This window comes from Sphingobium sp. FW306-1B-F04DB (assembly GCF_058781925.1).
Genome location: NZ_JBYSXE010000002.1, coordinates 18703 through 39756, shown reverse-complemented (window position 1 = coordinate 39756; position 21054 = coordinate 18703). Strand labels below are relative to the sequence as shown.

17 protein-coding genes are annotated in these 21054 nt (G+C 66.0%); 12 read left to right on the top strand and 5 right to left on the bottom strand.

Features of this window, described 5'->3' with window-relative positions; all coding sequences use genetic code 11:
- Nucleotides 1-82: 82 nt before the first annotated feature.
- Both mutS and AC3WJD_RS02275 read left to right on the top strand, forming a co-directional pair.
- The gene (gene mutS, locus AC3WJD_RS02280; RefSeq protein ID WP_492744151.1) at nucleotides 83-2710 is read left to right on the top strand and encodes a DNA mismatch repair protein MutS; all 2628 of its coding nucleotides are present in this window, start codon (nucleotides 83-85) and stop codon (nucleotides 2708-2710) included.
- Between the two features lie 189 nt (nucleotides 2711-2899).
- Nucleotides 2900-5659 carry a [protein-PII] uridylyltransferase gene (locus AC3WJD_RS02275; RefSeq protein ID WP_492744149.1) on the top strand — a complete coding sequence of 920 codons (2760 nt, stop codon included), beginning with the start codon at nucleotides 2900-2902 and terminating at the stop codon, nucleotides 5657-5659.
- Here AC3WJD_RS02275 and AC3WJD_RS02270 read toward each other — a convergent pair whose 3' ends face one another.
- The 3 genes from AC3WJD_RS02270 to infC form a co-directional block, all read right to left on the bottom strand.
- Nucleotides 5660-7495 carry a cation:proton antiporter gene (locus AC3WJD_RS02270; RefSeq protein WP_492744147.1) on the bottom strand — a complete coding sequence of 612 codons (1836 nt, stop codon included), beginning with the start codon at nucleotides 7493-7495 and terminating at the stop codon, nucleotides 5660-5662. It abuts the gene before it with no gap.
- 95 nt (nucleotides 7496-7590) lie between these two features.
- Complete coding sequence (locus tag AC3WJD_RS02265) at nucleotides 7591-10380, bottom strand: TonB-dependent receptor (protein WP_492744145.1); 2790 nt, start codon at nucleotides 10378-10380, stop codon at nucleotides 7591-7593.
- 333 nt (nucleotides 10381-10713) lie between these two features.
- Nucleotides 10714-11250, bottom strand: coding sequence for a translation initiation factor IF-3 (infC, locus tag AC3WJD_RS02260; protein WP_492744143.1), 537 nt, complete (start codon nucleotides 11248-11250; stop codon nucleotides 10714-10716).
- 212 nt (nucleotides 11251-11462) lie between these two features.
- On the opposite strand from infC, the gene AC3WJD_RS02255 reads away from it, so the two are divergent.
- A complete protein-coding gene (locus AC3WJD_RS02255; protein WP_492744142.1) occupies nucleotides 11463-12968 on the top strand; it encodes a glycosyltransferase family 39 protein in 1506 nt (501 codons plus the stop codon).
- Here AC3WJD_RS02255 and thrS read toward each other — a convergent pair.
- Nucleotides 12952-14955, bottom strand: a complete 2004-nt coding sequence (gene thrS, locus AC3WJD_RS02250) for a threonine--tRNA ligase (protein ID WP_492744140.1) — start codon at nucleotides 14953-14955, stop codon at nucleotides 12952-12954. The genes AC3WJD_RS02255 and thrS overlap by 17 nt on opposite strands.
- Before the next feature lie 145 nt (nucleotides 14956-15100).
- On the opposite strand from thrS, the gene AC3WJD_RS02245 reads away from it, so the two are divergent.
- Nucleotides 15101-15355 (top strand): DUF6356 family protein, encoded by a 255-nt coding sequence (locus tag AC3WJD_RS02245; RefSeq protein ID WP_492744139.1) that lies wholly within the window; start codon nucleotides 15101-15103, stop codon nucleotides 15353-15355.
- Nucleotides 15356-15809: 454 nt separating this feature from the next.
- On the top strand, nucleotides 15810-15965 hold the full coding sequence (locus tag AC3WJD_RS02240) for a hypothetical protein (RefSeq protein ID WP_492744137.1): 156 nt from the start codon (nucleotides 15810-15812) through the stop codon (nucleotides 15963-15965).
- A gap of 62 nt (nucleotides 15966-16027) precedes the next feature.
- Here the strand turns inward: AC3WJD_RS02240 and AC3WJD_RS02235 are convergent, their stop codons facing one another.
- Nucleotides 16028-16303 (bottom strand): ASCH domain-containing protein, encoded by a 276-nt coding sequence (locus tag AC3WJD_RS02235; protein ID WP_492744135.1) that lies wholly within the window; start codon nucleotides 16301-16303, stop codon nucleotides 16028-16030.
- A gap of 339 nt (nucleotides 16304-16642) precedes the next feature.
- Here AC3WJD_RS02235 and AC3WJD_RS02230 point away from each other — a divergent pair, with 339 nt between their 5' ends.
- From AC3WJD_RS02230 to AC3WJD_RS02200, 7 genes are all read left to right on the top strand, one after another.
- A complete protein-coding gene (locus AC3WJD_RS02230) occupies nucleotides 16643-17068 on the top strand; it encodes a YciI family protein (RefSeq protein WP_492744133.1) in 426 nt (141 codons plus the stop codon).
- 369 nt (nucleotides 17069-17437) lie between these two features.
- Complete coding sequence (locus AC3WJD_RS02225; protein ID WP_492744346.1) at nucleotides 17438-18172, top strand: alpha/beta hydrolase; 735 nt, start codon at nucleotides 17438-17440, stop codon at nucleotides 18170-18172.
- A complete protein-coding gene (locus AC3WJD_RS02220) occupies nucleotides 18169-18951 on the top strand; it encodes a tetratricopeptide repeat protein (protein ID WP_492744131.1) in 783 nt (260 codons plus the stop codon). Before AC3WJD_RS02225 ends, AC3WJD_RS02220 begins: the two co-directional genes overlap by 4 nt.
- A gap of 69 nt (nucleotides 18952-19020) precedes the next feature.
- The gene (locus AC3WJD_RS02215) at nucleotides 19021-19431 is read left to right on the top strand and encodes a VOC family protein (protein WP_492744129.1); all 411 of its coding nucleotides are present in this window, start codon (nucleotides 19021-19023) and stop codon (nucleotides 19429-19431) included.
- 13 nt (nucleotides 19432-19444) lie between these two features.
- The gene (gloB, locus tag AC3WJD_RS02210) at nucleotides 19445-20173 is read left to right on the top strand and encodes a hydroxyacylglutathione hydrolase (protein WP_492744127.1); all 729 of its coding nucleotides are present in this window, start codon (nucleotides 19445-19447) and stop codon (nucleotides 20171-20173) included.
- Nucleotides 20174-20228: 55 nt separating this feature from the next.
- Nucleotides 20229-20651, top strand: a complete 423-nt coding sequence (locus AC3WJD_RS02205) for a DUF6491 family protein (protein ID WP_492744126.1) — start codon at nucleotides 20229-20231, stop codon at nucleotides 20649-20651.
- Between the two features lie 2 nt (nucleotides 20652-20653).
- Complete coding sequence (locus AC3WJD_RS02200) at nucleotides 20654-21046, top strand: hypothetical protein (RefSeq protein ID WP_492744124.1); 393 nt, start codon at nucleotides 20654-20656, stop codon at nucleotides 21044-21046.
- Nucleotides 21047-21054 lie beyond the last annotated feature (8 nt).

The window sequence follows — 21054 nt, the reverse complement described above, 5'->3', positions numbered from 1 at the left end:
ATTCGCCTCGCTCTAAGCGGAAAAAACGGTCAAGGCTACCTTTGGCAAAGTGGAAATTAGCCGGTATCAGCAGCGCGAGCCCATGAACAAGCAAACGCCACCACCCGCCGCCGCCTCTTCCGCCCCGACGCCGATGATGGCGCAATATCTCGCGCTCAAGGCCGATGCGCAGGATTGCCTGCTCTTCTACCGCATGGGCGATTTTTTCGAGCTGTTCTTCGACGATGCGAAGATCGCGTCGACGGCGCTCGACATCGCGCTCACCGCGCGCGGCGAGCATGACGGCAAGCCCATCCCGATGTGCGGCGTGCCGGCGCATTCGGCCGAGGCCTATCTGGCGCGGCTGATCAAGGCGGGGCACCGCGTCGCGATCGCCGACCAGATCGAAACGCCTGAGCAGGCCAAGGCGCGCGGTTCCAAGGCACTGGTCGGGCGCGCGATCATCCGCGTCGTCACCGCGGGGACGCTGACCGAGGAAACCTTGCTCGACGCGCGCGCCGCCAACTGGCTCGTGGCGCTCGGCGAGGCGGGCGGCGCGCTTGGCCTTGCCGCCGCAGACATCTCGACGGGGCGCTTCGAGGTGACCCGCATCGAGCCGCAGGCGCTCGGCGCCGAGCTTGCGCGACTCAACCCCGCCGAAATCGTCGTCGCCGAAAATGCGGCGCACTGGCCCGATGGCGCCTTTGCCCGCCCGCGCGCCGATTTCGACAGCACAGGCGGCGAAGCCCGGCTGAAGGCGCTGTTCGGCGTCGCCACGCTCGACGGCTTTGGCGGCTTCGACCGTGCCGAACTGGCGGCGGCGGGCGGGCTCGTCGCCTATCTCGACCATGCCGGCAAGGGCACGCTGCCCTTCCTCCAGCCCCCCGTGCGGCGCGCGGTCGACGGGCACATGATGATCGATGCCGCGACGCGCGAGAGCCTCGAGCTGACCCAGGCCAGCGGCGGCGGACGCGCGGGCAGCCTGCTCGACAATGTCGACCGCACCGTTACCGGCGCGGGCGCACGGCTGCTCGCCGCCGATATCGGCGCGCCGCTCGCCGACCGGCTCGCGATCGAGGAACGGCTCGATCTCGTCCAGCATTATTGCGATGACGGCGGCTTGCGCGATCATGTCCGCGGCGCGCTGAAGGCGCTGCCCGATATCGGCCGTGCGCTCGGGCGCCTCGTTGCGGGCAGGGGGTCCCCGCGCGATCTCGGCCAGCTTCGCGACGGGCTGGGCGAGGCGCGGCTGCTGCGCGAGCGGCTGGGTCGCGTCGCCAGCCCCCCGGTGCTGCTCGAACGCCTGCTACCGCTGCTCGACGGGCATGGTGCGCTCGTCGATCACCTGTCGCGCGCGCTGGTTGCGACCCCGCCGATCGACGCCGCGCAGGGCGGCTATGTCGCCGAAGGCTATGATGCCGCGCTCGACGAGCTGCGCGGGGTGGGTGGCGACGGCCGCCGCGCGATCGCGGCACTCGAGGCGCGCTACCGCGAGCAGACCGGCATCGCGGCCCTGAAGATCCGCCACAATGGCGTGCTCGGCTATCATGTCGAGGTGCCCGCCAAATCGGCCGACGTGCTGATGCGCCCCGAATCGGGCTTCACGCATCGCCAGACGCTCGCGGGCGTCGTCCGCTTCAACGCGCCCGAGCTCCACGAACAGGCGCTGCGCGTGGGCCAGGCGGGCGCGCACGCGTTGGCCGCCGAGGCCGCGCATCTCGAGGAACTGACGGCGGAGGCGCTCGCGCGGCGCGAGGAGATCGCACGCACCGCCGATGCGCTCGCGCGACTCGACGTCGCCGCGGCGCTCGCCGAGCGCGCCGCCGAGGGCGGCTGGACGCGCCCCGGGCTCGTCGAGGATCCCGTCTTCGAGGTCGAGAATGGCCGCCACCCCGTGGTCGAGCGCGCGGTCGAAAAGGCGGGCGAGCGCTTCGTCGCCAATGACTGCCGGCTGGCGGAAAGCCAGCGGCTCTGGCTCGTCACCGGCCCCAATATGGGCGGCAAGTCGACCTTCCTGCGCCAGAACGCACTGATCGCGGTGCTTGCGCAGGCGGGGAGCTTCGTTCCCGCCAGCCAAGCGACGCTGGGGCTGGTCGACCGGCTGTTCAGCCGCGTCGGTGCCTCGGACAATCTCGCGCGCGGCCGCTCGACCTTCATGGTCGAGATGGTCGAGACCGCGGCGATCCTGGCCCAGGCGACCGAACACAGCTTCGTCATCCTCGACGAGGTCGGGCGTGGCACCTCGACCTATGACGGGCTCGCGATTGCGTGGGCGGTGGTCGAGGCGGTCCACGACATCAACCGCAGCCGCTGCCTGTTCGCGACGCACTATCACGAGCTGACGCGGCTCGCCGAACGGCTTGACGCGCTGTCGCTCCATCATGTCCGCGCGCGCGAATGGAAGGGCGATCTCGTCCTGCTCCACGAACTCGCCGACGGCCCCGCCGATCGCAGCTACGGCCTCGCGGTGGGCAAGCTCGCCGGACTGCCGCCGCCGGTGCTCCGCCGCGCCGACGAGGTGCTCAGGAAGCTCGAGGCGGGCCGCGCCCAGACCGGCGGGCTCGCCGCCGGGCTCGACGACCTGCCGCTCTTCGCCGCGATGGCCGCACCGCCCGAGGAGGCGAAGGACGCGCTGCGCGATGCGCTCGCCGGGCTCGATGCCGATGCGCTCACCCCGCGCGAGGCGCTCGACGCGCTCTATCGGCTCAAGGCGCTTGCCGCCGAAGGCTGACCGGTGGCCGGGCTGTCCTACACGCGATCTTGCTGTCATGCTCGCCGGGAAGCCGCCTGTCCGTGGCGGCGATAGGGCGAAATTTGATGGCGATACGCGTGAAGTTCGTGAAGTTCGACGAAGCTAAGCTTGCCGGATGCCGGGAAAAAGCGGTTCCCGCTTCCGCGCGAACTGCACTAGACTGACGCCATGTCCGTCCGCTTCGACAGCATTCCCCAGCGCCGCGCCATCGTCGACCGGCGCGCCTTGTCCGACGTGCTCGCCGAACTGCTGCCCGGCAGCGGCGATACCACCGCGCTGCGGCAGGCGATGGTCGCGCAGCTCAAGCACGCGCTCGACAACGGCCGCGCCGAGATTGCGCGGCGGCTGCGCGAGCATCCCTCGCGCGGCAGCGAGGCCGCGGCGGCGCAGGCCTTCCTGATCGATCAGTTGCTGCGGCTCCTCTACGACTTCACGACCAAGCGGCTCTACCCGACCAACAACCCGACCGCGGCCGAGCGGATCGCGCTGATCGCGGTGGGCGGCTATGGCCGCGGCGAGATGGCGCCCTTTTCGGACGTCGATATCGGTTTCCTCACCCCGTGGAAGCAGACGGGCTGGACCGAGCAGGTCATCGAATCGATGCTCTACACGCTCTGGGATCTGGGGCTGAAGGTCGGCCAGTCGAGCCGCTCGCTGGACGAGATGGTGCGCATGGCGAAATCGGACATCACCATCCGCACCGGGCTGCTCGAGGCGCGCTATGTCTGGGGCGACCAGGCGCTCTATGACGAGGCGAGCATCCGCTTCGCCAATGAGGTGATGGCGGGCACCGGCCGCGCCTTCATCGCCGCGAAGCTCGAAGAACGGAACCTCCGCCACAAGCGCATGGGCGACAGCCGCTATGTCGTCGAGCCCAATATCAAGGAGGGCAAGGGCGGTCTGCGCGATCTCCACACGCTGTTCTGGATCGGCAAATATATCTACCGCGTGCCGACCGTCGCCGAGCTCGTCGACAAGGGGCTGCTGACGAAGAACGAGCTGCGCCAGTTCCAGAAGGCCGAGAATTTCCTCTGGTCGGTGCGCTGCCATCTCCACAGCATCGCGGGTCGCGCCGAAGAGCGGCTGACCTTCGACTTCCAGCCGGAGATCGCGCGGCGCATGCGTTACGCCGACCGGCCGGGCAAGTCCGCAGTCGAACGCTTCATGCAGCATTATTTCCTGATCGCGAAGCAGGTCGGCGACCTGACCGGCGTCTTCCTCGCGCATCTTGACGAGAGCCATGCCGCACGCGGGCGCCGCTTCGGGCTGCCGATGATCCGCCGCAGTCCGCGCAAGCTCAACGGCTTTGTGCTCGAACGCGGCCGACTGGCGCTGCCGAACGAGGATTTCTTCGCGAAGGACCCCGTGCGGCTGATCGAGATGTTCGCGCTTGCGGACCGGCATGGCCTCGAGATCCATCCGCTCGCGATCCGCGCGGCCGCGCGCGACGCCAAGCTGATCGATGCCGAGGTCCGCAACGATGTGCGCGCCAACGCGCTGTTCCTCGACGTGCTGACCTCCCCGCGCGATCCCGAGACGGTGCTGCGCTGGATGAACGAGGCGACGGTCTTCGGCCGCTTCGTTCCCGATTTCGGCCGCGTCGTCGCGCAGATGCAGTTCGACATGTACCATCATTATACCGTCGACGAGCATTCGATCCGCGCGATCGGTCTGCTCTCGCAGATAGAGAAAGGGACGCTCAACGACGAGCATCCGCTTTCGACCGTAATCGCCAACCAGCTCGTCTCGCGGCGTGTGCTCTACATCGCGGTGCTGCTCCACGACATCGCCAAGGGGCGCGGGGGCGATCATTCGGTGCTCGGCGCCGAGGTCGCGAAAAGGCTCTGTCCGCGCTTCGGACTGACCCTGGCGGAAACCGAGACCGTCGCGTGGCTGGTGCGCTGGCACCTGCTGATGTCCGCCACCGCCTTCAAGCGCGACCTCGCCGACTTCAAGACGATCCTCGATTTTGTCGAGCAGGTGCAGAGCCTCGAACGGCTGCGGCTGCTGCTGATCCTGACCGTGGTCGATATCCGCGCGGTCGGGCCCGGCGTGTGGAACGGCTGGAAACGGCAGCTGCTGACCGACCTGTTCGAGGCGGCCGAGGAGATGCTCCGCCTCGGGCACAAGCAGAAAGGGCGCGCCGAGCGCATTGCCGCGAAGCAGGCTGCGCTGCAGGAGGTGCTGGGCTGGAGCGACGCCGAGATGCTCAGGTTCAATAGAAAGGTGACCGACGCCTATTGGATCGCCGAGCCTGCGGATGTGCTCGAACGCAATGCGCGCATGATCGCGGCTGCGGGGGATAGCCCGCTTTCGATCGAGGCGCAGGTCTATCCCGAGCGCGGCGCGACGCTCGTCACGGTCTATGCCAGCGACCATCCGGGGCTGTTCTACCGCGTCGCGGGCGCGATCCATCTGGCGGGCGGCAGCATCATCGACGCGCGTATCCACACCACGCGCGATGGCATGGCGCTCGACAATTTCCTCGTCCAGGATCCGCTCGGGCGTCCGCTCGACGAGCCGCAGCGGCTGAAGCGGCTCGAAACCGCGATCGAGGATGCGCTCGCCAACCGGCACAAGCTTGCCGACCGGCTGGCGCAGAAGCCGCTGGTGCGGACGCGCGCCGAGGCGTTCGAGATCGCGCCCGCGGTGCTCATCGATAACAAGGCGTCGAACCGCTACACCGTGGTCGAGGTCAATGCGCGCGACCGGCCCGCGCTCTTGAACGCGCTCGCCTATGCGCTCTTCCAGTCCAAGGTGACGATCCACTCGGCGCACATCGCCACCTATGGCGAGCGCGCGGTCGACACCTTCTACATAACCGATCTGATCGGCGACAAGATCGAGGGCGCCGCGCGTTTGAAGGCGCTCGAACGCCGCATGCTCGAGGCCGCGAGCGGCGAGCTGGAAGGCCGCAAGGCCGCCTGATCAGAGCAGCAGCTCCGCCGCGGCCGGTGGATCCTCGGCGGCCCTGCGCGGTCGCGCCGGCGCCCCGGGGGGCACGAAGCTGATCGCGATATCGCCCGGCTCGACCAGCGGGCGGGCGCTGGTCGAAAAGAAGAGCAGCCGCCTGTCGGGCTTGAGCACCGCGACGGGCTCGGCGCCCTCGGGCAGCTTGCGGCGGAAATCGCCATAGCCGAACCTGTCGGTGATCCGCGTGCGGCTGAAGCTCCAGCCATCGGCGGTCCGCGTCAGCAGTTCGTCCATCGTCAGCCCGCCTTCGAGCAGCACGCGCCCGCGCGACGTCGATGGTGCATTGGGCCGGTCGGCGCAGATCTGGCTGACGCGGTCGAGCCCGATTTCGGGGCCGAGCTCGGCGCAGATCAGCGCGTTATACGCATCGTTGTCGCTCGCCGCGACGACATGCTGATAGCCGCCGAGATCGAGATGATCCTGTGCGTCCTCGTCGAGTACATCGCCCTGCCAGGTCTCGAGCGCTGCCTTGCGTGTCGAGCGCAGCGCGAATTTGGATGGATCGGCGATGGTCACCCCAAGACCGAGCGACTTGAGCATCGCGCCGAAGCCGTTGGTCCAGTCGTTCGCGCCGACGATCAGCACAGCGCTGCGCTCGCTCGTGGCGATGCCGAGTCTTTCGGCGAGCCAGCGCGCCGAAAAGCCGTGCGCGAAGATTGTCGCGACGACGACGCCGAAGCTCAGCGGGATCAGCGCCTCGGAATGGGCAACGCCGTAATCGGCGAGCCGCAATGCGAACAGCCCGGTGATCGCGACCGCGACAATGCCGCGCGGCGCGATCCAAGCGATGAACAGACGCTCGCGCCAGGGCATCGACGAGAAGAGCAGGCTGGTGAGCACCGTCACCGGCCGCACGACGAAGAGCAGCAGGAAGAGGAAGATCAGGAAGCGCGCCTGGAACTGGCTCATCGTCGCCCAGTCGAGCGTCGCGGACATCAGGATGAACACGCCCGAGACGAGGATGACCGTCAGATCCTCCTTGAAGCGCCGCACGGCATGGCTGGCCGCCATCGGCCGGTTGGCGATGACCACCCCCATGATCGTAACGGTCACCAGCCCGGTTTCATGCTGGATCAGGTCGGCGATGACGAAGCCCGCGATCACCGTAACGAGCAGGATCGGCGCCTTGAGATATTCGGGGACATAGCCGCGCGGGAACAGCCAGCTGATCGCGAAACCCAGCCCCGCGCCGAGCAGGCCGGCGACAAAGGTCGACGCGAGCACATCGAAGCCGATCGCCGCGATGTCGGCCTGCTCGCCACCATATGTGATCCAGGCATAGATGAAGACTGCGAGCAGCGCGCCGATCGGGTCGTTGACGATCGCTTCCCATTTGAGCGTGTTCTTGACGCGCGGACTGATGGCGAGCGGACGGAGCAGCGGCTGCACCACCGTCGGGCCCGTCACCACCAATATGCCACCGAACAGCGCGGCGACCCCGAAGGACAGCCCCGCACCATAATAGGCTGCGGCCGTTCCCAGCGCCCAGCCGAGCGGCGCGCCGATCACGACGAGCCTCAGCACCGGACCGCCGGCTTGCCGCAGGTCACGGAAATTGAGGCTCAAGCCCCCTTCGAACAGGATCACGGCGACCGCGAGCTTGACCATCGGTTCCATCAGCGCGCCGAAGTCGCGCCGCGGGTCGATCAGCCCGAGCACGGGCCCCGCAAGTACGCCGGTGATGAGCATCAGCGCGATCGCGGGCTTGCCGGTCCGCCAGGCCACCCATTGCGCGCCGATGCCGAGCAGCCCGATCAGCGCGATCTTCACCATGAGGGAGTCGAGCAGCATGGCGGGGACCATGCCAAGCCGAACCGGACGGTTCAAACAAAACCGGCCCGCCCCCCGGGGGGGGAGACGGGCCGGCGTTCAGGCGGTGCTGTGCGTCAGAACTTGCCGCGCAGCGTGATGCCGTAGGTTCTCGGCTCCGCAAGGAATGCCGAGAAGAGCTGGTTGGCGGTGCCGAAGACGGGCGCGCCGCCACCATTGCCCGAGGTCACGTGCGCCACGCTGTTGACGCCCTGGAAGGGCGTATTGAAGGCGACCTGCTGATAATCCTGGTTGAACAGGTTCTGCGCCCAGACTTCGACCGCCCAGCGCTGATCGGGACCACGGACGCCGATGCGCGCGTTGACGAGCGCATAGCCGTCCTGCTCCTTTTCGGGGAAGAGATCGGAGCCGGTGTTGTAGTCGCCGGTCAACCGGGTATCGACATAGAACAGCCCCGAAAGCCCACTGCTGCCCAATTCGGGCGTAAAGGCGAACGACGCGGTAACAACGTGCTCGGGCGCGTTGGACAGGTTGTCGCCGGGCAGCAGGAACAGCGCGGAATCAAGCGGCGCCCCGGTGTTGCGGCCCACCAGGTTCTTTTTGAACTTGGTGTCGGAATAGGTGTAGCCGAGCGTCACCGCCACATCGGGCGCGGGATAGATCGCCGATTCGATTTCCACACCCTGCGAGACAACGCCGGGCTTGACCTTGCCGTCGCAGGCGCCGGTGGCGTTGGCGGCGTTGGCCGGGTTGGAGATGTCGGTATCGGCATTGTCGCCGCCGACCAGATTCGGGCAGCCATTGACGTTCTGCACAAGAAAGACCGAACCGTTGAAGGTGTTGAGCTGGAAGTTCTTGAACTCCTGGCGGAACGCCGCAACGTTCAGATTGAACATCCGCCCGTCATATTTGAAGCCGAGTTCATAAGCGTCGACCTTTTCGGGATCGAACTGCAGGTTGCCGGTGCCGAAGAGTTCGCCGCGGCCGCCGATATTGCGCGGATCGGTCGGCGAGAAGATCGGCTGGCCGAGCGCCGAACGGTCGAGATTGAAGCCGCCCGCCTTGTAGCCCTTCGAATAGCTCGCATAGGTCATCCAGTCGGGATGCGGCTTGAAGCTCAGCACCGCCGTGCCCGAGAACTCGTCCTCCTTGCGCCGGTCACGCAGGTTGAGAGCGTTGATAGACGAACTCGAATTGCCTTGGCAGGTCAGGTTGACGAGGCCTTGGGCAAGCGCCTGAAGCGACGCCGGCAACGGGGTCGCGCCGCCCGGCAGGAAGTTGGAGAACACCGCCTGCTGCACCGGGCAGACGGTGTTGTTGTTGTTGAAGTCCGCGCGGAACTTCTTGGTCTCGTTGGTATAGCGAACACCCAGCGTCAGGCTGAGAGTGTCGGTGATGTCGAAGATGTTGTGCGTGAAGAAGGCGTAGTTTTCGCTCTTCTGGAAGTAGTTGCTCTCCTGATCGCCGACGCCGTTGACCGTGCTGAGGCGGTTGAGGCCGCTGATGAAGAGCGGGGCGGCCGCTCCCAGACCCGCGGTGAGCGCCCCGATCCCGATCGGCGACAGACAGCCCGGTGCTGCCGGATTGCGCAGCGCCGCGGCGGGATTGATCGTCGCCACAAGACGGCACGCGGCAAAGGCGCCATACTGGTTGCCGAACTTCAGGTTGTCGCGGACGTGCAGGTCTTCATTGGCGTAATAGGCGCCGAACAGCCAGTCGAGCTTGTCGTCGAAGGCACTGCCCTGGATGCGCAATTCCTGTGTGAAGGTCTTGAACTGGCGGAACGCCAGATCGCCCCCGTCGCGGAAGAGGATGTCGACATTGCCGTAATCGAGGTCGCCCGCCTGGCTCGACTTATAATCGCGATAGGCGGTGATCGAGGTCAGCGTCGCATTGCCAAAATCCCAGTTGAGCTCGCCCGACACGCCCCAGTCCTTCGTCGAGCCGTCGAAGCTGCGGCCCGGGGTGGTCGCGGTGATGCGATTATAGGGATCGCCTGCCGAGGGCAGCACGCCGCCCAGGCTCGTGAGCACGTCGACGATGCGGTTGGGCCGCGTCGAGAAGTCGCCCGGAACGCCCGGCGTGGGATCGAAGGTCTCTCGGGTGCCGACATAGACCGCGGCACAGCATTTTTCGTCGCGCTTGGTATAGTCGCCGATCAGGCGGAACGAGATTTCGCTCGTCGGCTCGAAGAGCAGCTGTCCGCGCACGAAATAGCGGTCACGATCATTGTAGCGCTCGTTTGTGACCGCGTCCTTATAGAAGCCGTCGCGCTGCACCCAGACGCCGTCGAGGCGTGCGGCGAGCGTATCGGTAATGGGGCCCGTCACGCCGGCCGCGAGGCGCCAATAGTCATAATTGCCGTAGGTGATCTCGCCATTGGCGCCGAAATCGAAATCGGGTTTCTTCGAAATGATGTGGATCAGGCCGGCCGAGGCGTTGCGACCGAACAGTGTCCCCTGTGGTCCGCGCAGCACCTCGATGCGTTCGATCTCGCCGAGCTCGTTGAGCCCGATACCCGAGCGCGAGCGATAGACGCCGTCGATGAAGACTGCGACCGAGCTTTCAAGGCCGGGATTGTCGCCAACCGTGCCGATGCCGCGGATACGCGCCGAGCCATTGGCCTCCGACCCGGTGGACGAAACGAGCAGCGAAGGTGCGAGCTGATTGAGCTGGCGAATGTCCGCAGCGCCCGAATTCTGAAGCGATTCCTGGGTTACCGCCGAAATCGCCAGCGGCACATCGGCGAGCGCTTCGGAGCGCCGCGTCGCGGTGACGATGATTTCGCCGGATTCTGGGGTTGCCGGAGCTGCCTGTTCGGTGGTCTGCTGCGGCTGATCCTGCGCAAACGCAGGCGCGGCAACGGCCAGACACGCAACAGACAGCATCCAGTGGGTCTTGGACATAGTGCTCTCCTCTCTGATCCGACGAATTCGTCCGTCTTGATAATTTTTTTGCGTTTGTAACGGCTCCCGCGTCATCGATCCATATTGCGACCGCGAAGAATCGCAGTTTTCCGCGCCTTAGCGGCCTTTTTGCCACAGTGTTGCGCAGCGATCCGCAACTGACGCTACGGAATGCGGCCGCCACGGCCCGTGCGTCGCGACCGGGCGATCGCGCCACGACCCGCGGTTTGCACTTTTGAAGGTTGGGTATCGTGCCGAAACGAGAAGCGCGCCCGCAGCACCGGGCCGCAGACGCGCTTGATTCGGTTTGCCGGTATTGCCGGAGCGCGCGGCTTATTTGGGTGCCAGCACCATCAACATCTGGCGGCCTTCCATACGCGGATAGGCTTCGACCTTGGCGTCCTCGGCGGTATCTTCCTGGACGCGCTGGAGCAGCGCCATGCCGAGCTGGCCATGTGAAAGTTCGCGCCCGCGAAAACGCAGCGTGACCTTGACCTTGTCGCCCTCGCCGATGAACTTGTGGATCGCCCTCATCTTCACGTCATAGTCGTGGTCGTCGATGTTCGGACGCATCTTGATCTCCTTGATCTCCTGCGTCTTCTGCGTCTTGCGCGCGGCGTTCGCCTTTTTCTGGGCTTCGTACTTGTACTTGCCCACATCGAGGAATTTCGCGACCGGCGGATCGGCGTTGGGGGAAACCTCAACCAGATCGAGCCCGATCCCCTGGGCCTGCTCCATCGCCTCCCTGGTATACATGACGCCCAGATTCTCGCCATTCTCGTCGATCACGCGAACCTTGGGCGAGTTGATGAATTCATTATAGCGGGGGCCGTTGCTCGGCATCTGCGGCGCGAGCGGGCGCCGGGTCATGGGCGGACGTATAGCAGTGTCTCCTGTGATGGCTTCGCGCGCCATTTAGCGATTTAGCAGCGCCAAGAAAAGGGGCGTGCGATGTGAAGCGTGCGAATTGGGGCGCACCGTTGCTCATCGGCAGCACCGTGGGCGCTGGCCTTGCTGGCATGGTTAAGCCTTCATTTAGCCCGTCGCGTTACCACGGGCGCGGAGCTTGGGGGATTTCCGCAATGGCACATGCACTGGCAGGATACCCGTTTGCCACGGGCGCGACGCGCACATGGCTCGCACCGCTCGTGCCTCCCATGCTGCTGCTGCTGTTCCTCTGCCTGATTCGCCCCGTCGGCTATGTCGGCGGCGGCGGGGACGATTGGTATTATCTCGAGGCGGCACGCTGCGCCGCCGCGCACGGCTTCTGCCTGCCCGATACGCATTGGGCTGCACGCTTCCCGTTGGTCGCGCCACTCGGCTGGTCGCTGTCCCTGTTGGGGGAGAGCAGGGCGAGTGTTGCGATTGTCCCGCTGATCTATGCCTGCGCCGTCACGATCCTGTTCACGCTGAACGTGCGGCATCGCTTTGGCGACGTGGTCGCAACAGTCGCCGGGTGCGTGCTCGTCCTGACCCCCGCCTTCGCGCAACGCGCGCTGCAACCGAATGTCGACATTGTCGAGCTCGCCTGGATACTTGCCGCCCTCTACGCACTGCAGCACGCGATCGGCCGCGTGCGCGGCGACATTGCGTTCCTGGCGGGTGCATTGTTCGCAATGGCGGTGTGCAGCCGCATGAGCGCGCTCAGCTTCGTCCCCATCGTCGCGGCCGCATTCCTGCTCGGGCCAGCGGCGCTGCATCGTCTCGCCATACCCTTCGCCGGCGGCTTTGCCGTGCTGCTGGGTGTCGAGGCCGCTGCCTATTGGCACGCGACGGGCAGTCCGCTCTCGGGCTGGTTGCTGTCGCTGCACCATGTGCGAATTCCGTCAACCGAACTTGCCGCCAATGTCGCCCTCGCCCAAAGTCCGCTGCTCAATCCCGCTTATATCGCGGGGTGGCGGCGGTCGATGGGCATCGAGGTCCACTGGACGATCGATCCCCTGCTCAATCTCTTCGCACATCCCGAGATCGGGCTGACGCTTCTGGGCGTGCCCGCGCTTCTGCTCGTCCTGCGCAAAAGTCGCGCTGCGGCACGCGATCGCAAGGCGGCGGTGATATGGCTGCTCGGTGCGGCGGGGATCCATTTCGTACTGCTCACCTATGTCCTCGCGGTCGATCCGAAGCCGCGCATGTTCCTGCCCGAAGCCGCAATCGCGGCGGCGTTGATCGGCGTGCTGGCGGTGACGGCCTGGCGTGCTGACAGTCGCACCCTAGTCGGCGTGCTGGCGGCGCTGCTTTTTGCGACCGCACTGCTTTCGGCCGCGCAGAGGCCCGATTTTCGCGAGGTCGAGCGCGTGGCGGCGACATGGTCCGCACGCGCCGCGCGGCGGCTTGCGATCACGGATTTCGCGCGCCGTACGATGACGCTTGCCCCCGAGCTACGGAAGCTGCCCGTCTATCCGGCGTCAGTCGCCACAGGGGTCTTGACGCTGGCGGCCAATGACTGCGTTTCGGGTGCGGGGGGTTTCAACGAGCCTGGCTGGCGGCTCGAACGCAGCCAGGCGTTTCCCGCCTGGCCCTCGGCGCTGATGGCCAAGGATGGCGACAGCGACGCCGCCATCCTCTGCCTGTTCAGCCGTTCGCCCTGAGGTCGGGCGGCGTCGCGTCGGCGATCAGCATCGCGATTGCCTCTTCGAGCTTCATGATCCTCTGGCCTTCGCTGCCCAGCGTGCGGATCGCGACGGTGCCCTCCTCGGCCTCACGCTTGCCGACCACCAGCAGGTGCGGCACCTTCGCCAGCGAATGCTCGCGCACCTTGTAGTTGATCTTCTCGTTGCGGAGGTCGGGTTCGACGCGCAGGCCCGCGGCCGCGAGTTTCGCGGTCGCCTCACGCGCATAGTCGTCGGCGTCGGAGACGATGGTTGCGACAACCGCCTGCACCGGCGCAAGCCAGAGCGGGAAGCGACCGGCATGATGCTCGATCAGGATGCCGATGAAACGCTCGAAAGTGCCGAGGATCGCGCGGTGGAGCATCACCGGGCGGTGGCGTTCGCCGTCCTCGCCGATATAGGACGCGTCGAGCCGCTCGGGGAGCACGGTATCCGCCTGCATCGTCCCGACCTGCCAGGTGCGGCCGATCGCGTCGGTCAGGTGGAATTCGAGCTTGGGTGCGTAGAAGGCGCCTTCGCCGGGCAGCTCCGCCCAGCCGAATTCCTCGGTGGCGCGGCCCGAGGCGGCAACCGCGTCGCGCAGCGTCTGCTCGGCCCTGTCCCACATCTCGTCCGACCCGAACCGCTTGTCGGGGCGCAGCGCGAGCTTGATCGCATAGCTCTCGAAACCGAGATCGCGATAGATGCTGTCGAGCAGGTCGCAGAAGTCGCGGATCTCGTCGATCAGCTGGTCCTCGCGCACGAAGATATGCGCGTCGTCCTGCGTGAACTGTCGCACGCGCATGATGCCGTGCAGCGCGCCATGCGGCTCGTTGCGATGGCAGCAGCCGAACTCGGCCATGCGGATCGGCAGGTCGCGATACGACTTGATGCCCTGACGGAAGATGAGGACATGCGCGGGGCAGTTCATCGGCTTCAACGCCATCAGGTCGGCATCGCCCGACAGCACGGGCCCCTCATCCTCGGTGGAGGGGATCTCGTCGGGCACGACGAACATGTTCTCGCGGTACTTGCCCCAGTGTCCGGACTGTTCCCACTGGCGCGCGTCCATCAGCTGCGGGGTCTTGACCTCGCGATAGCCCGACGCGTCGAGGCGGCGGCGCATATAAGCCTCGAGCTGGCGCCACAGGAGGAAGCCCTTGGGGTGCCAGAACACCGAACCCTGCGCCTCGCTCTGGAGGTGGAACAGGTCCATCTCCGCGCCGATCTTGCGGTGGTCGCGCTTGGCGGCTTCCTCGAGCCGGTGAAGATGCGCGTCGAGCTGCTTCTTGTTGAGCCAGCCCGTGCCATAGATGCGCGAGAGCATCGCGTTCTTCTGGTCGCCCCGCCAATAGGCGCCCGAGACGCGCGTCAGCTTGAACGCCTGGCTGTCGAGCTTGCCCGTGGAGGCGAGATGCGGACCGCGGCACATGTCCATCCAGTCGCCACCCGACCAGTAGACGCTGATCTCCTCGCCCTCGGGAAGCTCGGCGGCCCATTCGGCCTTGAAGCTCTCGCCATCGGCCTGCCAGCGCGCGATCAGGTCGGCGCGCGACCAGACCTCGCGCTTCAGGGGTTTGTCGGCGCGGATGATCTCGCGCATCTTCTCCTCGATCGCGGGCAGGTCCTCCTCGGTGAAGGGACGGTCCCTGGGCGCGAAGTCGTAGTAGAAACCGTCCTCGGTCGCGGGACCGAAGGTGATCTGCGTGCCGGGGAAGAGCGCCTGCACCGCCTCGGCGAGCACGTGCGCGAAATCGTGGCGCGCGAGCTCGAGCGCGTCGGCCTCGTCCTTCGCGGTCACGAGCGCGAGATTGGTATCGCCTTCGAACGGACGGCCGATGTCGCGCAGCTCACCATCGACGCGCGCGGCGAGCGCCGCCTTCGCAAGTCCGGGGCCGATCGCGGTCGCGATGTCCGCCGGGGTGGTCCCGGGCGCAACCTCTCGGACGGATCCGTCGGGCAGCGTGATCTTGAACATCTCGGACATGGCTCTGTCGTTCTCTTCGGTGTGAAGGTGGCGGGATTGCGGGCGGCTTATGCCCGCAACGTCGCCTTTTGAGCAAGCGAAGGATGCAAAGCCGCACAATTGGTGATATTCGGCGCGCCAGCCCACAAAACAAGGACCCGCAATCGTGCTGCGTAAACTCTTTCTCGAACATCCCGAAGAAGTCGGCGAAACCTATGGCGAGCATTTCCGCGCGGCCGGCGGCTTCGGCGTCGCGATGATAGTGGGCGGCGTGGCCTGCGTTCTCCACGCCTTCGTGCCGCGGATGTTCGTGACCACGGGCAGCGGCACCGTCAAGCGGCTCTACGACCTGATGGTCGCCAAGCGCGCCGCGAAGCGCGAGGCCAATATCGAGATGCGCTCGATCGAATGGGTGATCTGAGCGCTAAGGTCATTGACCAACCGCCCCCATCAAGGCCAGCCCTGACTTACAGGGCAAAGCTGGGGGGCTTGATGCACGAACAGGAGAGCGCATTCGCGTTCGAGGACAATTGGCGCGAGTTCGCGCCGATCACGCTCACCAACCTGCTGCTGCTGATCGTCGCGCTGGGAACATAGCGACGGAACTTTCGTGTTGAGTGGCCGGTTCTAGATGCATGTATAGGCCTCTAGCCCGCATTGTGACTGGGCTGGCCGTGGGAGCGGCCCCGGTAACCGTGAGCCTGGTATTTGCTGCAGACGATGCGCCCCCACCGCTTTCGCAGACCCAAACCGTATCGCCATTGAGCAAGAACAGGCTCGCGCCATTGGCTTTTGAGTTGGTCGAGCCGACTGCGCCCTCGCCTTGGCGATGTGAAATCACGCGGCAAGACCGTTCCCGGGCGCTTCGGCCGGTGATGACGCGCAAGAGTGCCGAACTCTATTATCATATCCCCCTGTCCGACGAGGTCACTTTGAAGCCCGGAATCTCGCATTTCAAGGAACCGCGCGACATGTTCGGCACCACGTCGGGTCGCACGGTCGTCGGTCTGGCGGGTAGCGTCAGGTTCTGACCCTGGTAGCGAACAGGATGTTTGTTGCTCGAGATCCGGCGATCAAGTGGAGCCCTCCCAGATCAATCCTGATACTCGAACTCCACGAGATACACGTTCTCTCCCGAGCCATGCTTCGCCACCTTCAGGAGGTCCACGACGCCCTCGAACCCTGAACGCCGCGCCAATTCCGGAGTGATGCCCTCAAAGCCGATCTCGCGCACGGAGGTCACCTGAATCGCTCCCGGTCCCAGGGAATAGCGGCCACCAACCCTCACGCGGGGCTTTTGCCAGATGCGGACGCTGCAGGTGATCTCCCCCCGCATGACGCGCTCCCGCAGACGCTTGGTAAAGACCATCAGACAGTCCCATGCCAATATAACCTGGCTCAATGTATGGCCGCTTTGGCGAATCGAAAACCGCGTCACGTATGACCAGGTTTGCGGGCGGATGCGGTCAGGGACGGGACCGAAAAGGGGAGGGCAGCTCACGACCCAAGGGCGGTCAGAGGCCGTAGCGACAGCTTCGCGCCCAATGGCGGCCATCGCGCCATCGGGATCCCTGACCCGAAAAGCGGCCGTTCCTGCCGCGCGCTTCGAACGTCGAGAAAAATTTGCAGGACGATGTCGATTTCCGACAAGCTCGTTCGTCGTCCCGATGAGACGCCAAAGGGACCGGCTCAAACAAGGAGACAGACGATGCGGGTTATGGTGTTCGTGAAAGCCACTGAGGACAGCGAAAAGGGCGTGCCCCCCACGACCGAGGCGTTTGAGGCGATGGACCGGTTCACCGAGGAGCTGGTCAAGGCCGGCGTCATGGTGGCCGGTGCCGGCCTCAAGCCCAGCGCCCAGGCCAAGCGCATCGCCTTCGATGGTCCCGGCCGCACGGTCATCGACGGGCCGTTCGCCGAGACCCGCGAGCTGGTCGCCGGCTTCTCGATTTGGGAGGTCAAGGACATGGACGAAGCCGTGGCCTGGGCGAAGCGCTGTCCCAATCCCATGTCGGGCCCGAGCGAGATCGAGATCTGGCCGTTCCTCGAGGCGGCGGATCTGGCCGAGTTTCTGACGTCCGAGGAGCTCTCGACGCCCCATGACGGGACGCGCGGGAAGCTCGGCGTCGCCTGATCCCGTCGGCTGGAGCCGGCCAGAGAGCCGGCTTGTCGCCCCTATGGCCCTGGCCGAAAAGGCGGTGTGACCGCAGGCGAGACGCACCAGGCGATCGAAGCGAGTTTTCGCATAGAACGGGCCAGGCTCATCGTGGGCTTGGCCTGCGTAGCTTGATGTTAATGCGCTTCCGTCGCATGGGCGGGGCGGTCGTGCGAAAAAAATCCTGTCCTGCTGCGGACCGCGCCGGATATGATCCGGCATGATCAATCGACAGCCCATGTTTGCGACGGCACCCATAATCGCTTCAGGCGATCAGGCGCGCGCTACTGATCGACGCAGTTTTTTCCGCACGCCGAACCTTCCAAACCTTCGGCGGCAAATGGCATGATGCAGCGCTTTCTTGCCCGCCCCGACGGGCTCCGCCTCGCCTATGCGCACCGCACGGGTACCGGCCCGACGATCGTGTTCCTGCCCGGATACTTGTCCGACATGGAGGGGTCGAAGGCGCTCGCGCTCGACGCCTGGGCGGAACGCAACGGCCGGGCGATGCTGCGGCTCGATTACTCGGGCTGCGGTGCAAGCGAGGGGGCGTTCACGGACGGCACGCTGGAGGTCTGGCGCGACGATGTGCTTCACCTGATCGATACATTGACCACGGGGCCGTTGATCCTCGTCGGCTCCTCGATGGGCGGGTGGCTGATGCTGCTTGCGGCGCTCGCGCGGCCCGCGCGGGTCCGGGCGCTGGTCGGCATCGCCGCGGCGCCCGACTTCACCGACTGGGGCTTCAGCGATGCCCAAAAAGCCGAACTGCGCGCGCGCGGCAAGCTCGAGGAACCCTCGGCGTACAGCGACGAACCCTATGTCACCACGCTCGGCTTCTGGCAGTCGGGCGAGGCGAACCGGCTGCTCGAAGGCGAGATCGCGCTCGATTGCCCGGTCCGATTGCTGCATGGGCAGAAGGATGCCGACGTGCCTTGGCAGATTTCGCTTCGGCTCGCCGAAAAGCTGCGTTCAGCCGATGTGCAGGTGACGCTCGTCAAGGAGGGCGATCACCGCCTGTCGCGCGACCTCGATATCGCGCTCCTGATCGCGACGGTCGAGCGCCTGCTGGAGATCCGATGAGCCTGTTCCTTGCCCTACTGCTGCAAAGCGTTGCCGTCGATCCCTCGGTCGCGACCGGGCCCGCGCCTACCGCCGAATCGCGCTTCGACGCGTGCGCGCTGCTGGCCGCGCAGGAACCCGAAAAGGCGATCGACGAAGCCAATGCATGGCGGATCGCCGGGGGCGGGGTGCCCGCGCGGCACTGTCTCGCGCTGGCCTATGCGCGGCTGCAGCGCTGGCCGTCCGCCGCGCTTGCCTTCGAGCAGGCGGCGCGCGACGCAGAGACCGAAAAGGATGGCCGTGCCGCCAATCTCTGGGTGCAGGCGGGCAATGCCCGGCTTGCCGCGGGAGAGCCTCAGGCGGCGCGCGCGGCCTTCGACACCGCGCTCGCCTCGGGCGTGCTCAAGGGTGAAATGGTCGGGGAGGCGCATCTCGATCGCGCACGCGCTGCGGTCGGGATGAACGATCTTGCCGCAGCCCGGGGGGATCTGGATCAGGCACTGAAGCTGGTTCCGGCTGATCCGCTCGCATGGCTGCTCTCGGCGACGCTGGCACGCCGGATGAACGATCTCGAACGCGCGCAGGCCGATATCGCGGAAGCTGCCAAAAGATCCCCCGACGACGCCGCGGTCGCACTGGAAGCGGGCAACATCGCGATGCTCGCCGGCTCGCCCGAAGCCGCACGCATCGCATGGCAGGGGGCGGTAACCAACCAGCCCGACAGCGCCGCGGGCAAGGCCGCCGCTGAGGCGCTCAAGGCGCTCGATGCGCCGAAAACCGGCCCACAACCAGAGCAATAGGGGCTGCAAAGGGGGGCATCGTTTCCTATATTGCGGGCATTCCCCCTTCTGCTCTCACAGGATGTGCCGATGAAATATCTCCACACGATGATCCGCGTCACCGACCCGGAAGCGACGATCCGCTTCTTCGAGCTGCTTGGTCTTAAGGAAACGCGCCGGATGGAGAGCGAGCAGGGACGCTTCACGCTGATCTATCTCGCGGCGCCCGGCGATGAAGCGGAGGTCGAGCTGACGCACAACTGGGATCCCGAGGACTATGGCGGCGGCCGCAATTTCGGGCACATCGCCTACCGCGTCGACAATATCTACGAGACCTGCCAGCGACTGATGGACAATGGCGTGACGATCAACCGTCCCCCGCGCGATGGCCATATGGCGTTCGTGCGTACTCCCGACGGCATTTCGGTCGAACTGCTTCAGGCCGGACGGCTCGAGCCCGCCGAACCCTGGTCCTCGATGCCCAATACCGGAACCTGGTAAGGAGCACGCCACGATGATCGAGATCGTCCGCATCCCCGTCCTTAATGATAACTATGTCTGGCTCGTCCATGAACCCGTCTCGGGCGAGACGATGGCGGTCGATCCGGCGGTTGCGGCGCCCGTGCTTGCCGAAGCCGATCGGCGCGGCTGGACGATCACCCAGATCTGGAACACGCACTGGCATCCCGATCACACCGGGGGTAATGCCGAGCTCAAGGCCGCGACGGGCTGCACGATCACAGGGCCCGCGGCCGAGGCGGCGCGGATCCCCACGCTCGATCGGCAGGTGGGCGAGGGTGATAGGGTGGCGCTGGGCGATGTGACCGCGCAGGTGATCGAAGTGCCCGCGCATACTGCGGGCCATATCGCCTATCACCTTGCCGAAGAGAGCGTCGTCTTCGTCGGCGACACGCTGTTCGCCATGGGGTGCGGGCGGCTGTTCGAGGGCACCGCCGAGCAGATGTTTGCCAACATGCAGCGACTGAAGGCGTTTCCCGGGGAAACACGCGTCTATTGCGCGCACGAATATACACAGTCCAACGGCCGCTACGCGCGCGTCGCCGAGCCCGATAATGCCGCGATCGCGGCGCGGATGGCGGCGGTCGATGCCGCGCGCGCGGCGGGCGAGGCGACGGTGCCGACGACGATCGCGCTCGAGCGCGAGACAAACCCCTTCATGCGCGCGGCCACGGTCAGGGACCTCGCGCTGCGGCGTGCGGAAAAGGATGTATTTGCCGGATAATCGGGTGTAGTATCAGCGGCATCAGGGGAAACATCACTACAAGAAAGGTCTCCCCATGCGCCTCCTCATACCGTTGATCGCGATCGCCGCGCTCGGCGGCTGTGCCTCCGCCAATTCGCCCGAAGTGCAGGCCGCGCGCGCCGAAGCCGACGCCCGCGCCGAGGCAGACCTCGCCAAAGCGCTCAAGGGCAAGGTTCAGCGGGGCGAGCCGACGAGCTGCATCACGCTCAGCCAGGCGCGCTCGAGCAAGACCATCCGCGATCGCGGCGTGGTCTATGAAATGAGCAACGGCCTTGCCTATCTGAACAATTTCCAGGCGGGATGCACCGGGCTCGATGGTTCCACCGCGATCATCACGCGCACCACGACCAGCCAGCTCTGTCGCGGCGACATCGCCACGATCCGCGACCTCGTCGCCGGGTTCGACAGGGGGGCCTGCATCTTCGGCGACTTCATTCCCTATCGGAAGCCGAGCTGACCATGCGCGCCACCACCATAGTCGCGACGCTCGCGCTCGCCGCCTGCGCAACCGCCCTGCAGGCGTCGTCGCCCAAGAGTGAGGAGAGGCTTGCCAAGGCGCTCAAAGGGCGCGTGGCGGGCAAACCCGTCAGCTGCGTCTCTGCCGACGCCCTGGGCGGGCCGCAGATCATCGACGAGCGCACCATCCTCTACCGGCAGGGCGCCAGGCTGTGGCGCAACGACCTGCCCGATGCCTGCCCGTTCCTCAAAGAGGACCGGATCCTCGTCGTCGAGCTGTACGGCAGCAACATGTGCCGTAACGACACCGTCTCGGTCATCGATCGCGTGGGCCTGAGGATTCCGATCGGCAAATGCCGGCTCGGCGACTTCACCCCCTATACCAAGGCCAAATAGGCCCGCGT